The organism is Metabacillus hrfriensis, assembly GCF_030127205.1.
Taxonomy (GTDB): Bacteria; Bacillota; Bacilli; order Bacillales; family Bacillaceae; genus Bacillus_P; species Bacillus_P dongyingensis.
The window spans coordinates 4724871-4740127 of the sequence record NZ_CP126116.1 but is presented as its reverse complement, the minus strand read 5'-3'; the positions used below and the strand labels follow the sequence as shown (position 1 = coordinate 4740127).

The following is a 15257-nucleotide window of genomic DNA, read 5'->3' as shown; positions in this document are numbered from 1 at the left end:
AATCGGAGGGGTTATCAATGAGGAAACTTAAAATAGGGGTTATTGGTGCTGGTTCAATTGCAGAAATGCATTTAGGCAGTTTTTCAATGCATGAGTGTGCAGAACTTTACGCTGTGTGCGATCTAAACGAAGAAAGAGCAAAAACAACAGCAGAAAAATACAATGCAGAAAAATACTATACGGACTATACAAAACTATTAGAAGACAGAGAAATACAAGCTGTCAGTATATGCACATGGAATAATACACATGCTGAAATTGCCATTGCAGCGCTGAATGCCGGAAAACATGTTTTAGTTGAAAAACCATTAACCACAAGTGTTGAAAAAGCTCTTGAAATTGAAGATGCAGTCAAAAAAAGCGGGAAAATTCTTCAAGTCGGATTTGTAAGGAGGTTTGCAAGCAATACCCAAATTTTAAAAACGTTTATTGATGCTGGAGAACTCGGCGAGATTTATTATGCAAAAGCTTCAAGTATTCGCCGTTTGGGAAACCCGGGAGGATGGTTTTCTGATAAGGAGCGTTCCGGCGGTGGTCCACTAATAGATATTGGTGTCCACGTAATAGATTTATGCTGGTATTTAATGGGCCGCCCAAAGGTCAAATCTATTTCAGGCAACACTTATGATTTATTAGGGAATCGTTCAAATGTTAAGAATCTCTCTTTTTATAAAGCTGCAGATTATGACGCGACAAAAAATAATGTAGAAGATATGGCAAATGCTCTTATTCGCTTTGAAAATGGGGCTACTCTTTTTGTAGATGCAAGCTTCACCCTGCATGCTAAAAAAGATGAGACAACAATAAAAATTTATGGGGATAAAGGTGGAGCAGAAATAGAACCTTCCTTAGAAATCATATCTGAGAAAAACAATACGATCCTTAATATTACGCCTCAAATCAATCATGCAACCTTTAACTTTACAGAAGCTTTTCATTCAGAAATCGATCATTTTGTTGAATGCGTGCTTGAAAATAAAGAGCCGATTAGTCCTGTACAGGATGGAGTAGAGATAATGAAGATTCTTTGCGGAATCTATGAATCCAGTGAAAAAGGCATAGAGGTAACCTTTTAACAATCTGCTTTATGAGAGATGACATCCCGCCTGCGGGCATTGTATTTGGAATAAGAAGGAGTGGAGTTTATGACGGAACGCGTATATGACTGGCCAGATCATTACGGAGATTTTCAGTGGTTTATAGAGGACCGATTTGGTCTGTTTATTCATTGGGGATTGTATGCATTGCCTGCAAGACATGAATGGGTGATGACGAAAGAGAAAATTCACCCAGAGCAATACAAAAAATACATGGATCGATTTAATCCCGACCTTTTTAACGCGAGGGAATGGGCTGTAAATGCAAAAAAGGCAGGCATGAAATATGCTGTTCTCACAACAAAACACCATGAAGGATTTGCCATGTGGGACTCAGACGCAACGGACTATAAAGTTACAAATTCACCCTATGGAAAAGATATTGTAAGAGAGTTTGCAGATGCGTTCAGAGCGGAAGGAATAAAAATAGGGTTCTATCATTCCCTCATCGACTGGCATCATCCTGAGTTTACGATTGATGGCTTGCATTCACTTCGTGAAAACGAAGAAGAAAAGGCTAAAAAAAGAGAGTTTGACCAGTATGTGCAATATCTGCATCAACAAGTTCATGAATTGTTAACGTCTTATGGGAAAATCGATTATCTATGGTTTGATTTTTCCTATCCGGACAGGGACTGGGACTGGTCCAAAGGCAAAGGGGCAAAAGATTGGAAGGCTGAGGAGCTTGAAGCATTAATTCTTAAACTGCAGCCGCATATCATTTTAAATAATCGGCTGGATCTGAATCGGGGTGTTTATACACCCGAGCAATATCAGCCTAAACGGTCCATAAAAAAAGACGGCTTAGATATCGTGTGGGAAGCCTGTCAAACCTTGAATGGAAGCTGGGGATATGACCGGGATGAACTTCATTGGAAGTCGCCAGAAATGGTCATAAAAATGCTGATCGATACTGTATCTAAAAATGGAAATCTTTTATTGAATATAGGTCCAACCGCCAGAGGAGAATGGGATTTAAAATCGATGGAAATTATGGAAAGAATTTCAGAATGGATGAAGTATCATGAGTCATCCATATATGGTGCAGGGGAAAGTGAGTTTCCTTCTCCTCCAGATTGCCGATTAACCCAAAAAGATCAAACTATTTATCTTCATATTTTTTCTTGGCCATTCAGGACAATCCATCTAAGCGAACTGGCAGGAAAAATAGAATATGTTCAATTTTTACATGATCATTCCGAAGTGAAATTCTATGAATATATGGAGTCTGATATACACCACCATAACGTACCGGTAGTTGAAGATGGAGAAGTGGTTCTTGAAATCCCGGTTATTAAACCCGATGTTTTAGTTCCAGTCATTGAGATCAAATTAAAATAAGAGGACTTGAAACCACAGAAGGCTCATATTATTTCCCATTCACATTGGGACTAGCAATGGTTTATGTTTCAAACCATTGCTGAGGAAAAGATATGACCCTATGAAATTATCACACTAGGATGCAAGGGGGGAATCATTTATGAAAAATAAAGTCATTCCAGCATCACTAAACAGGTTAATTGCACTTGTTAAAGAAACGTTTCCTGAGGATGCAAAACTGCAAACGATGTTTGAACAATGCTTTGTTAATACGTATGAAACAACTTTAAAGTCTCAGAAGGATGGGACAACATTTGTAATCACTGGTGATATTCCTGCTATGTGGCTTCGTGACTCTGCAGCACAGGTGCGCCCTTATCTAATGGCAGCAGAAGAAGACGAAAACATTGCTGAGATGATCGAAGGGGTGATTAGACGTCAATTGCAGTTCATTAATATAGATCCTTACGCCAATGCCTTTAACGAATCTGCAAATGGAAAAGGGCATCAGACCGATCAAACAGAAATGCTTCCCGAAATTTGGGAGAGAAAATATGAAATTGATTCCCTCTGCTATCCTATTCAGCTCTCTTACCTATTTTGGAAGTCTACAGGCAGAGTGGAGCACTTTGATCATTTATTTGTTGAAGCATTGAAAAAGATTCTAAATGTATGGACGGCAGAACAGGATCATGAAAATAACTCCCCATATTCATTTATAAGAGAGACCAACCGTTATTATGACACACTAATACGTGATGGAAAGGGATCGAAAACAGCGAAGACGGGAATGACTTGGAGCGGCTTCAGACCAAGTGATGACGCTTGTTTATACGGATTTTTGGTGCCGTCAAATATGTTTGCAGTTGTTGTATTAAAATACGCTGCAGAGATATGTGACGAAGTAATAAAGGATATGGAGCTGAAGCGAGCCTGTGAGCAGCTTGCTGATGAAATTAACACAGGGATTGAAAAGTATGCTGTCTTTAATCATCCAGTATTTGATTCTATTTATGCTTATGAAACAGATGGGCTCGGGCGATTTAACCTTATGGATGATGCAAATGTTCCAAGTTTATTATCTATCCCCTATCTTGGTTACACAGGTTTTAGGGACGAAACTTATCTAAAAACGCGCAGCTATATACTGAGTCGGGAAAATCCCTATTACTATGAAGGGGTGAAGGCTAGAGGAATTGGAAGTCCTCATACTCCTGGACAGTATGTCTGGCCTATTGCATTGTCCATTCAAGGGATGACTGCTGTTTCATATAAAGAAAAGTTGAATATTCTTAAGATACTAACTTCCACAGATGGAAATACGGTTTTATGCATGAAGGTTTTCATGCAGATATGCCTGAAAAGTACACGAGAGAATGGTTTTCCTGGTCCAATTCTATGTTCAGTGAATTTGTTCTTAGTCTTTGTGGAAAAGTGGTGAAAGGGAGTCCGTTACATCTTTTTATCAAGAATAAAGAAAGTAATACAATTGATCTATTTGAATTATAAAAATGAGACTGGAAATTCATTGCTCTCAGGGGGGAATTATTTCATGGATTCGGTAAATCAATTAAAGGGATCTCAAATATCATGTATTGTCATGAATAAAAATGATAACGTTATCACTCTGCTTAAAAGAGCAGACAAAAATGAATTGCTTACATTCAGTATGGATATAGACGGTCAGCCTCAAACTTTAAGGGCTAGACAGGCTGCTCCATTTGGACATAAACTTGCCCTGCGGAAAATTATAGAAGGTGAAGAAATCATAAAATATGGGGAAGTTATTGGACGGGCAACAGCTGATATAGAAGACGGGGAACATGTTCATGTACATAATTTAATAGGCATTCGCGGCAGAGGAGATCAATCAAAATTAAAGGAGAATATCAATGGCAGCCATTAAAGGATACCGTCGTCCGAACGGAAAGAGCGGCATAAGAAATCATTTGCTGCTAATGCCCACAGTAGTATGTGCAAATCAAGTTGTAACAAAAATTCAACAGCAGATCCCAGGGTCAATTGCCATCCCTCATCAGCATGGCTGCAGCCAAGTAGGCGAAGACAAAGATCGAACACATAAGGTCCTTGTAGGCATGGGAAGAAACCCCAATGTTGGAGCTGTTCTATTAGTCAGCCTTGGCTGCGAAGTGATGGATGCGAAACAAATTCAAAAAGAAATTGCAGAAACCGGAAAACCAGTTGTTTGGATCGATATTCAGGAAGAAGGCGGATCTGTAAATACGATTCATAAAGGAATAGAAATAGCAGATCAGTTAATAAATGAGATTAAAAACACCCCATTGGTGGATATTCCATTATCAGAGCTCATAGTAGGAGTTAAATGCGGAGGATCTGATGCAACATCAGGCTTGTGCAGTAATCCAGTACTTGGAAGAGCATCGGATCTTATTATTCAAGAAGGCGGAAGCATTGTGATGGGGGAAACCACTGAAATAATAGGAGCTGAACATATTTTAGCAGAAAAAGCAGTGAACAATGACGTTAAAAACAAACTCTATCAATCAATCGCCCGGTTTGAAGAAGAAATTAATAGAATGGGTGTAGATATGCGCGGCGGCAACCCCAGTCCAGGAAATATTGAAGGTGGATTGTCCAGCATAGAGGAAAAATCCTTAGGGTGTATAAGCAAAGCAGGGTCAGCTCCATTGCAGGGGGTAGTAGATTATGCAAGTGAAATACCTGGAAAAGGATTTTATTTTATGGACTCTCCGGGGAATGATATTGAATGTGTTTCAGGTATGGCAGCAGCTGGAATTCAATTAGTTTGCTTTACTACTGGGCGTGGAACACCTACTGGCAACCCAATTGTACCAGTGATAAAAATCTCTGGTAATGAAGAGATGGCAAGAAGAATGTCAGATAATATTGATGTTGATGTCAGTACAGTATTAACAGGAAAAGAAAATCTAGATCTAGCTGGAAAGCGATTATTCAACGAAATCATAAACGTTTCTTCAGGTCATTTGACAAAAGCCGAGATTCTTGGGCATCAAGAATTCAGCATTAGCCGTATAGGCATCAGTTTGTAGGACAGGGAGGGATTAAAGGAGATGAATAGATTACTGGATAAGGTTGCTTTGGTTACTGGCGGAAGCAGGGGAATAGGTGAAGCGATTGTTATTAGGTTAGCAGAAGAAGGGGCAAACATCGCCATTAATTTTAACTCTGAACGTTCACGCATTCAAGCAAACGATGTGAAAAAAAGAGTAGAAGCAATTGGAAGAAAAGCAATTGTAATTAAAGCCGATGCAGGCAAGAAAAACGATGTGGAAGAAATGGTAGCATTAGTTGAAGAATCACTAGGGGAAATAGATATTCTAGTTAACAATGCCGGAATTGCTCCTTTTGAATCGTTTATGCAGCTCTCCGAAGATACTTGGGACCGAACCTTTAATACAAATGTGAAGTCAATCTATCTCACTTCTCAATCAGCAGCCAGGAGAATGATTCCAAAGAGGAGCGGGAAAATCATTAATATTTTATCCACAGCAAGCTTAATGGTAACAAGCCCTGTCATACCGCATTATCAAGCCTCAAAAGCAGCAGGGCATATGTTGACTAAGGGGCTGGCCATTGAACTGGGGAGATATAACATTAATGTGAATGCTGTCGGCCCAAGCACTGTGGATACAGATATGTGCACGGACTTTCTATCTGATCCAGAGATCAGACAAAAGGAAACAGAGGCAAATCCACTGAAGCGTTTGGGAACAGCAAGGCAAATAGGAGATGCCGTTGTTTTTCTGGCTTCAAATGAAGCCGATCAAATCAATGGCCATTTATTGATGGTTGATGGCGGTTTAACAGTAAAAGCAGCTCAGCCAGAAGACCGCCTGGAACATTAATAGCAAAGGAGTTTAGCGTATTATGAGATTGAGAGATAAGGTAGTTCTCATAACCGGGGCAGGTTCTGGCATTGGGAAGTCTGCGGCATTATTATTTGCAAGAGAAGGTGCGTCAGTCGTTGTAAATGACCTGGATTCAGTAAAAGGCGGTAAAACTGTATCAGAAATTATTGAATTTGGAGGAGATGCATTTTTTTTACAAGCTGATGTAACAAATCCCATTTCCGTGAAAACTATGGTTGAAGAAGCAATAAATAAATATAAACGAATCGATGTTCTTTTTAATAATGCTGGAATTAGCGGTGTCGGAAAACTTCACGAAACCAATCTAAACGAATGGGATCAAACAATTCGCGTAAATATCAATGGGGTTATGCTCCCTAGCAAATTTGTATTGCCTTATATGATGGATCAAAAAAAGGGGTCCATTATAAATATGTCATCATGCATAGCAGAAATTGGGTTAGGCAATCGAGCATCTTATTCTGCTTCGAAAGGAGCAGTTTTAGCCCTGACGAAGTCGATGCAAGTTGATTATGCTCCTTATAATATCCGTGTTAATGCGCTCTTGCCTGGTACAATCTTAACCCCATTTGTAGAAACTTATTTAAAAGAGTCCTATGCTGATCCAGAGGAAGCCATTGAGAAAATAAAAACACGTCAATTAAGCGGAGAATTAGGCAAGCCTGAGGATGTTGCTTTTGCTGCGCTTTACCTGGCATCAGATGAATCGAAGTTTATGATGGGGTCCCCCCTTTATATTGATGGCGGAGTGGTTTTTGGGAAAGATGCTTAAAAAATAATTTGAATATTCTTGTAAAAGGAGGTTGTCTTTTGAAGTTTCTCACATTTATAAAAGAAGGAAAAGAAACATTAGGCATTCTTACTGAAGAGGGAGTCATTGATTTGGAAGCTGCATTAACTGAAGAACCAGTCAAAGACATCCCAACTAATATAATGGATGTTATATCATCCGATACAGATACTTTATCTTCGTTAAGTCATTTTGTGAACAGCCTTTTAGAGTCAAATAATTATTCTTATATGATTAAAGAGCATGAACTGCATTTTGGACCATGTGTTACCCGGCCAAATAAGATTGTCTGTGTAGGTTTAAATTATCGAAGGCATGCGGATGAAACAAATGCTCCTTATCCGGAAGTTCCGATCTTATTCAACAAATTCAGCAATACGTTAACAGGTCATAAACAGCCAATTGCTATCCCGAAAGTTACTGATCAATTAGATTATGAAGTTGAGCTTGGGGTAGTAATTGGAAAAACAGCAAAGTATGTGACTAAAGAAAAAGCGTTAAGCCATGTTTTCGGATATTGCACGGCAAACGATTTGTCAGCGCGAGACCTTCAATTAAAAACCCCCCAATGGCTGTTAGGAAAAAGCTGCGATGATTTCAGCCCAATAGGTCCGTATTTAGTCACGGCAGATGAAATTAGTGATCCCAACAATCTGCGGATGAAAACTTATGTTAATGGAGAACTGAGGCAGAACTCAAGCACATCTGATATGATCTTCCATGTTGATGAGATTATCAGTTATATCTCGCAGCATATGACTCTTTACCCAGGAGATATCATTCTGACGGGTACTCCTGAGGGAGTAGTATTAGGGAAATCCTCTGATAAGCAAGTATATCTAAAACCAGGTGATGTAGTGTCAGCAGATATTGAACATTTGGGCACGCTGACCAATTCTTTTATTGAAGAACAATTAGTTTGAAGTGGAGGAATCTTATGCTTAAGAATATTCCTGCGATTCTATCACCTGATATACTAAAAGCCATCTGTGAAATGGGGCATGGTGATGAAATTGTGCTTGCAGACAGAAACTTTCCTGCAGCAAGCCATGCTCAAAAACTAAATAGAGCGGACGGACATACTATTCCTGATTTATTAGATGCACTATTATACCTCTTTCCCTTAGATACATATGTTGATAAGCCTGTTACTTTAATGAAAGAGGAGCCGGGAGATCTGGCCGAATCTAAGTTATGGGATGAATACAGCAAGATTATTAATAACCGGGAAGAAAGAGATATCCAATTTGAGTGGATTGATCGCTTTGCTTTTTATGATAGGGCCCAGAGGGCTTTTGCTATTATAGCAACTGGTGAAAAAGTACCTTATGCGAATATTATCTTAAAGAAAGGTGTTATAAAAACGTAAATGAGTCTTGAGTGTTTTCAAATGTTCTTTTGAAAAGGAGAAGAAAACATTATGGGGATGAAAATTGATTCACATCAGCATTTCTGGATGTATACAAAAGAAGAATATCCTTGGATTAACGAGGAAATGTCTTTGCTAAAACGGGACTTTTTACCAAATGAGCTTGAGCCTTTATTGAATAAGATTGGTTTTGATGGATCGATTGCGGTACAAGCCAGGCAATGCCTAGAGGAAACAAGGTGGCTGCTTGGTCTTTCGAACAAGTACAGCTTTATAAAAGGCGTTGTTGGCTGGGTAGACCTTTGTTCAAATGAACTTAAGCAACAGCTGGATGAATTTACAGCAAATCCTCTGTTTAAAGGCGTAAGGCATATCCTGCAAGATGAGTTTGAGGATCAGTATATGCTTAAAGAGCAGTTCCAAAAGGGCATAAAACTGTTAGGGGATTATGGATTGCCTTTTGATCTTCTTATTTATCCCAGACATATACCTTATGCAGTTGAACTAGTTAAAAAGTTTCCTGATCAGAAATTTGTCCTGAACCATATAGGAAAGCCAGATATTAAACATAAAGTGATCATGCCTTGGAAAGAAAATATCCAAAGACTCGCGGAAAGGGACAATACTTATGTGAAAATATCAGGACTAGTGACAGAAGCTGATTGGAACGAATGGAAAGAGAAAGATTTCAAAGTATATTTAGATGTTGTGTTTGATGCCTTTGGGCCTGAAAGGGTAATGGTTGGATCTGATTGGCCTGTATGCACTCTTAGTGAAGATTATGCTGCTACAATAGATATTGCAGTAAATTATGTAAATCAGTATGCCTCTAAATATGAGCCGCACATACTTGGGGGAAATTGCGGAAAGTTTTATTCCATATAAAAATCAGATAGATAAAATAAAAAAAAAGACCTTTATAATGCCAACACAACGAGTGATAGTGATTAAGATTTGATTGCCTGTGAGAAATAAAAAGAGTTAGTGGGGCCTTTCATTTCGAAAGGCATTAGGATAGTTTAATAGAAAATAGTAATAAAAAAGATGACTGGATTTCATATGAACCCAGTCATCTTTTTTATTACATTATGACAATCTCTTGATTATTGGTTTCCTTCAGATTTGAAAATTTAATTTTGAGTGCAACATTGCCTTGTAAAATCTAAATTTATCCATTAAGATAAGAAAAAAATAGATTATGAGAGGAATTAACTACATATGAAGAAAATTTTTACTATTGGACTTTCTTTAGCACTAGTTTTTGGTTTTTCTTTTACTTCAACAGATACAGCAGAGGCAAAAGCAAAAGCGAAAACGTATAAAAATTGCACAGAGTTGAACAAAGATTACAAAGGTGGCGTGGCGCAGTCATCTAAAGTGAAAAATAAAGGCGGTAAAACAAAGTATAAGCCTTTTGTTTCAAAAGACCTTTATAATGCCAACACAAAGAGTGATCGTGATAAAGATTTGATTGCTTGTGAGAAATAAAAAGAGTTAGTGGGACCTTTCATTTCGAAAGGTCTTTTTTATTTAACAAACCTTTTCGTATTAACCTTAAAACTCCCTCATACACTGTCTTAGACATGCTTAAAAGGGTGATAATCATGCGAAGACGTAAACCTTTCCCTCTTATTCCGATCGTAATGATCGGTGCTGCCATTCTCCTGCTTATCGGACTGTTTCATCTATTCACGCCATCCTCTCCAAAAAAGGCTGTGCAGCTCTTTTATACTGCTGAACAGACTGGAAACTTTAGCGGTGCCTGGGATCTGTTTCACCCATTGATGCAGGATCGTTTTACAAAGAATGCTTATGTGACAGAGCGGTCTCATATCTATATGAGCCATTACGGGGTTACAACGTTTTCTTTTGAAATTTTAAAGGAGAAAAAAGTTCGCAGGTGGAGGATGGCAAAAGGCGCACCGGTATTTAATGAGGCGCGCCTCATCAAAGTCAGGCAGACTTTTAAAAGTAAGTTTGGAACGTTCGATGTAATGCAGGATGTATATGCAGTGAAGGAAAAGGGAGATTGGAAGATTGTGTGGCAATTTGAGTGAGGCCTCTAGAATGGAGGTCTCTTTGTTTGTTTTAATTTAGTGTAAATGTATTATTGATTTATAGTAAAATTTTCCTAGTTTTTGAGTCTTTCACTGAATCTTTCTGTAAAATAATGTTGTGGAAAATTTTTCATGATAAAAAACAGAAGATTGAGGTGGAGAGAATGCTGATGAAAGAAAGTTATGGAGTATGGAGAGAAACAATGGTTTTGAAACCGATGTACACGGAAAATGGGGAGTTGTGGTCTGTTGTACATGAGCTGTACAGAAAGCTGATTGTAAAGATGTCACCCAGGGAAATTATTAACCTCAGCTGTGTTCATGCCGGAGCCTCTTATCAGGGAATGATTGATGCAGCGAAGCTTATTTTGCCGGGTAAAAAAATGCTCCCGGTATGTATTTCACCGGGCTACAGGATATGTATGCTTCCGACTTTATCTCCAGACAGTGAAGAGTGTATTTGGGTTTCCTATCATCATGTGAAACAGGCTTTTGGGAAGAACAATAGAACATTCATTGAATGCAGAAATAGAGAAGAAATTGAAATCCAGGGAAGCGTCGAAAGTTTTTTAATGAAATCGGGACATGCTCAGCAGCTCGTACTGACTTATTTGGACCGTCAAGAAGAGATGTGGGAACTATCTTCCTGTATAGCTGAGTCATATGAGGGTTATGAAGTTTATTAACAGAAAGCAGCCAAGTTCCTTTGAGAATTTGGCTGCTTTTTATACTAAATCCTTCGTGTCTTTAGTAAAATAGAACAAATAGAAAAAAATGGGGTATATCATGGCTGAATTATTGATTGGTCTTATCGGATGTACGGGGCTGTTCTATTTGTTATTTATACTGCCGACACAATGGCTGAAAGTTGAACATATTGATGTTCCGCTTGGAATTGATAAAAAGATCCTGCAGTTATCAGATCTTCATATTGAAAGAAATCGGATTCATCCTGAAAAAATGAAGGAATTGCTTCAAAAGGAAAAACCTGATTATGTGTTTATCACCGGTGATTTTACCGCAAGAGAAAAGCATATTCCGCGCATTAAACCTTATTTAGATGTTTTCAATGAATATGGGATTGAAGTGTATGCGGTATTTGGCAATCACGACTATCGGACTTTTCAGCTGAGTTTGCGGCTGCGGCCATGGCTCGAAGAAAACCAAGTAAAGGTTCTTGTAAATGAATCGATTGAACTGCCAGACTTTACATTGATAGGATTGGATTTTTATAGAGAAGATGAGCTCGGATTGACTAAAGCATTTTCAAAAGTAAAAGGGGATAAGCCGAGTGTTGTTCTATGTCATGATCCCAATGATATAGCTGAAGTTGCAGAGCCATTTGATTTAATGCTTTCCGGCCACTTGCATGGAAAGCAATTCAATGTTCCGTTCTTCTTTACCTTTATCTCAAAGGGAGAGCTTGCGAAGCGAGGAATTTACCAAGGCTTCCATAAGATTGATGGGTCTTATCTTTATATTTCAAAAGGAATTGGACAGGCGCACTGGAATTATCGGTTTGGGGTGAGGAGTGAGGTGACGGTTCTTTCTTTAAATGGAGAGAAAAACAATTCAAATTAAAATCGTACAAAACCGCAGAACTTATTTATGCGGTTTTTCATATTGAAATGGTTTTAATTTTGCGTGATTTCTTGCGTACATTGAATTCTGCTCGATTTACTGGCACAATAGACAAGGGAATTAGGAATAAAAGGAGTTAACAAATGGATATCGGACGCAACGACCCGTGCCATTGCGGCAGCGGGAAAAAATATAAGAAATGCTGTATGAAGAAAGAAACTTCGCTTGAGGCTATCCGCCATGAGGATCTTGAGAAGCTGCAGATTGAATTGATGGAATTTGCTTCTGCAAATTTTTCGAGGCATATGGATGAAGCAGTTAAAGAAAAAATGGGTAAGCTTGATCGCGATAAGCATCAAAATGTGTACGGTGCTCTATTAGTATGGGCTGTCTTTTCTGCCTCATTTGTTCCCGGACGGGTGATTGAAGCCTTTGTTCATAAGAAGCAGAAAGAAGAAATAAGACCATCTACACTGTCTCAGCTTGAACAATGGACAGAAGCTGCACCTTCGTTTTCTGTCATTGAAAGCATCCTTGATGACGAGTGGTTTAATGTAAGAGACATTTTTTCAAATGAAGAAAAGAAAGTAAAAGTGTCACAGGGAGCATCGTCATTTGAAGAGGGCAGTCTGCTGCTTGGCTATCTGCTGCCATACGGGGAGTACCACTCTTATTATTTAATGCAGCTTGAGTTTGAGAAAAATCAAACAGCACACAATAAAAAGCTGACTTTAGATTTATTTAAGGAAAGTGAGTTCATCGATCCGAAAGCATTTATGGAAGATAACTACCCAGAGATGATTATTTCCATGCTGACAGAGCCTGAAGAGATGAAAGCTGAGTCAGAAAAAGAGCTTATTTGGGATAATATGAACTATGAGCTCCCAGTCCGTTTATTAGAAGAAAAATTGACTGCAGGAGATTATTTTGAGGACATTGAATCACTTGAAGAAACAAGGGGGCTTGCAGTACAGCTTATGCACTCTTATTTCCACCGGTTGAATCCATCTATTAAGAAACATGAAATTTATGCAGCCGCTATGCATTATTTCATCGAAAAACACATTCATAAGATGGGACTGACTCAGAAGGCGCTTGCTGATATGTACGGAGTAAGCACAAGCTCCCTTTCTAAGCTGTATCGGGAGTTAAAAGGTGAGATGGAGCAGGACTTGCAGGATCTTCAACAAGAAAAAGAGAAGCAACCATCATCACATCATGCTTCTGCTCGGGATCAAGCACAGAAATTGATTTTTCAGGCCATGAAAAGTGATCCGGCGATGAGATTAAAGCTCGCCGAAGAAGCGATAAAAATTTATCCTTATCACCCTGATGCCTACAGTATTCTGGGGGAAGCCGAGCAGGATCTCAAGAAACAGCTGCAATTCTTCAAAAAGGGAATGGAAGCTGGAGAAACAGATCTTGGCAAGGACTATTTTAAACAGAACAAAGGGATGTTCTGGGGTCTCACTGAAACTAGACCTTATATGAGGGCGAAATTTAATTATGCAGTGCTTGAAGCTGCAGCGGGTAACTTAGAAATAGCCATTAAACAATGTGAGGAATTGCTTGACCTCGATGAAAATGATAACCAGGGAGTGCGCTACATACTCTTTGCCATGTATATGGATTTAGGAATGTACAAGCAGGCTGAAAAATTGATGGAGAAGTATGATGAAAGTCATATGGCATCAGGAGCTTACAACCGAGTTTTACTTGAGTTTGCTCTAAATGGAGTCACTTCTAATTTAAAGCAGCTTGTCAATAAGGCGAAAGAGATTAATCCATTTGTTTTTGATTATCTGACAGTCAAGAAAAGTCTTCCTGCTCCTCCTGATTCCTTTGGAATTGGAGATCAAAATGAAGCCGTTCAATATGTTTATGAGAATGAATATATTTGGTCGAAGCATCCTAAGCTGATTGAATGGGTGAAGAACAACAGCTGATTATTTTGTAAAGGTGAGGATAGATAAATCTATGTCGTTTTTCTATCATCCTTTTTGCAGAAAAAAGAGCGGATTTCATATGAAATCCGCTCTTTCTATTAATTAGTAGATGCCGTACTAGGTTCAAGCTCCAAATGCTCTTTCAGCTGATTGGATAATCCGGTTCGTTCCTCTTCAGGCACGATATAATAATAAACTCCGCCGATCATATCGCCTTTTCCTTTTATCTGAAATTGCTCCATAGAATTGCGTGCATCTTTGTAGTTTTCCTGAATGCTCCACATTTCGTTCATATCTAGATTTGTCTTTACGTTATTCTCGACGACTTTAAACATTTCCCCGAACTTTGTTAAGGAAGAAATGTTTGCACCTTTTGCGATAACTGCCTGAATGATTTGACGCTGACGATCTTGGCGTCCAAAATCACCGCGCGGGTCTTCATAGCGCATTCTTGTATAACTCAAAGCACTTTCACCATCTAATGAAATGGATCCTTTGTTAAATGTTTTGCCGTCTTGAGTAAATTCAAGCGTATTATTAACTTCTACACCGCCGACTGCATCTACAATATCTTTAAAGCTTTCCATATTGACCTTCACAAAATAATCAACAGGCACGTCAAGGAAGTTCTCAACGGTATTAATGGCCATTTCAGTGCCGCCGAAAGCATATGCATGGTTGATTTTATCTTCTTTGCCTTTTCCGATGATTTCCGTTCGTGTATCACGAGGAATGCTGACCATGTTCATGGATTTTTTATTCGGATTGACTGTTAATAGAATTAATGAATCAGAGCGTCCGCGGTCTCCTTTTCTTTCATCAACACCTAATAGAAGGACAGAAATAGGGTCTTTATCTTTAAATGCCACAGCTTCTGGACGTTTTTCGGATACATCCCTTCCAATATCCTCTTGAATTTTTGCAACAGTATCTGATGCAGTTTTATACAAATAAAAGGCGTAGCCTCCTGTACCCAGCACGAGCAATCCAATGATGCTGAGCACAATCCAAAGCCATTTGCGCTTTTTGTTTCGGTTCTCTCTCATAGTACCATCCTTTAATTGAATTAATAACCTATACACATTATATTTTTACCGAATCATGGAAACAATACTTTTTTTGTAAAAATAAGAGATATCTTACTATGAGACGTTGTTCATGAGAGAAAAGTTTCATAAATTTGTAGATTTTTGTCTATAGAATC

15 protein-coding genes and 1 pseudogene are annotated in these 15257 nt (G+C 38.7%); 15 read left to right on the top strand and 1 reads right to left on the bottom strand.

The genetic code is table 11. From position 1 onward, the window contains the following. Nucleotides 1–17: 17 nt before the first annotated feature. The 15 genes and pseudogenes from QLQ22_RS23460 (at nt 18) to QLQ22_RS23390 (ending at nt 14053) form a co-directional block, all read left to right on the top strand. On the top strand, nt 18–1076 hold the full coding sequence (locus tag QLQ22_RS23460; protein WP_252207618.1) for a Gfo/Idh/MocA family protein: 1059 nt from the start codon (nt 18–20) through the stop codon (nt 1074–1076). A gap of 69 nt (nt 1077–1145) precedes the next feature. Next, complete coding sequence (locus QLQ22_RS23455; RefSeq protein ID WP_223438526.1) at nt 1146–2438, top strand: alpha-L-fucosidase; 1293 nt, start codon at nt 1146–1148, stop codon at nt 2436–2438. 139 nt (nt 2439–2577) lie between these two features. Then, nucleotides 2578–3926 (top strand): annotated as a pseudogene (locus QLQ22_RS23450) (glycoside hydrolase family 125 protein). A gap of 43 nt (nt 3927–3969) precedes the next feature. After that, the gene (locus QLQ22_RS23445) at nt 3970–4323 is read left to right on the top strand and encodes a UxaA family hydrolase (RefSeq protein WP_252207614.1); all 354 of its coding nucleotides are present in this window, start codon (nt 3970–3972) and stop codon (nt 4321–4323) included. Next, on the top strand, nt 4310–5470 hold the full coding sequence (locus QLQ22_RS23440; protein WP_252207612.1) for a UxaA family hydrolase: 1161 nt from the start codon (nt 4310–4312) through the stop codon (nt 5468–5470). Before QLQ22_RS23445 ends, QLQ22_RS23440 begins: the two co-directional genes overlap by 14 nt. 21 nt (nt 5471–5491) lie before the next feature. Next, nucleotides 5492–6286: an SDR family NAD(P)-dependent oxidoreductase gene (locus QLQ22_RS23435; protein ID WP_252207611.1), complete on the top strand. Its 795-nt coding sequence runs from the start codon at nt 5492–5494 to the stop codon at nt 6284–6286. A 22-nt stretch (nt 6287–6308) separates the two neighbouring features. Further along, complete coding sequence (locus tag QLQ22_RS23430) at nt 6309–7082, top strand: SDR family NAD(P)-dependent oxidoreductase (RefSeq protein WP_252207609.1); 774 nt, start codon at nt 6309–6311, stop codon at nt 7080–7082. Nucleotides 7083–7120: 38 nt separating this feature from the next. After that, a complete protein-coding gene (locus QLQ22_RS23425; RefSeq protein ID WP_223438519.1) occupies nt 7121–8023 on the top strand; it encodes a fumarylacetoacetate hydrolase family protein in 903 nt (300 codons plus the stop codon). 14 nt (nt 8024–8037) lie between these two features. Further along, nucleotides 8038–8469 carry an RbsD/FucU family protein gene (locus tag QLQ22_RS23420; RefSeq protein WP_252207607.1) on the top strand — a complete coding sequence of 144 codons (432 nt, stop codon included), beginning with the start codon at nt 8038–8040 and terminating at the stop codon, nt 8467–8469. Nucleotides 8470–8520: 51 nt separating this feature from the next. Then, on the top strand, nt 8521–9354 hold the full coding sequence (locus QLQ22_RS23415; RefSeq protein ID WP_252207605.1) for an amidohydrolase family protein: 834 nt from the start codon (nt 8521–8523) through the stop codon (nt 9352–9354). A gap of 333 nt (nt 9355–9687) precedes the next feature. Continuing rightward, nucleotides 9688–9957, top strand: a complete 270-nt coding sequence (locus tag QLQ22_RS23410; protein ID WP_223438516.1) for an excalibur calcium-binding domain-containing protein — start codon at nt 9688–9690, stop codon at nt 9955–9957. A gap of 116 nt (nt 9958–10073) precedes the next feature. Then, on the top strand, nt 10074–10526 hold the full coding sequence (locus QLQ22_RS23405) for a hypothetical protein (RefSeq protein ID WP_252207603.1): 453 nt from the start codon (nt 10074–10076) through the stop codon (nt 10524–10526). Between the two features lie 170 nt (nt 10527–10696). Beyond that, nucleotides 10697–11212, top strand: a complete 516-nt coding sequence (locus QLQ22_RS23400; protein WP_252207602.1) for a competence protein ComK — start codon at nt 10697–10699, stop codon at nt 11210–11212. 100 nt (nt 11213–11312) lie between these two features. Next, nucleotides 11313–12107, top strand: a complete 795-nt coding sequence (locus tag QLQ22_RS23395; protein ID WP_252207601.1) for a metallophosphoesterase — start codon at nt 11313–11315, stop codon at nt 12105–12107. A gap of 143 nt (nt 12108–12250) precedes the next feature. Continuing rightward, a complete protein-coding gene (locus QLQ22_RS23390; RefSeq protein ID WP_284015671.1) occupies nt 12251–14053 on the top strand; it encodes a cyclin family protein in 1803 nt (600 codons plus the stop codon). Nucleotides 14054–14151: 98 nt separating this feature from the next. Here the strand turns inward: QLQ22_RS23390 and tagU are convergent, their stop codons facing one another. Continuing rightward, nucleotides 14152–15099, bottom strand: a complete 948-nt coding sequence (tagU, locus tag QLQ22_RS23385; protein ID WP_223438508.1) for a polyisoprenyl-teichoic acid--peptidoglycan teichoic acid transferase TagU — start codon at nt 15097–15099, stop codon at nt 14152–14154. Nucleotides 15100–15257 lie beyond the last annotated feature (158 nt).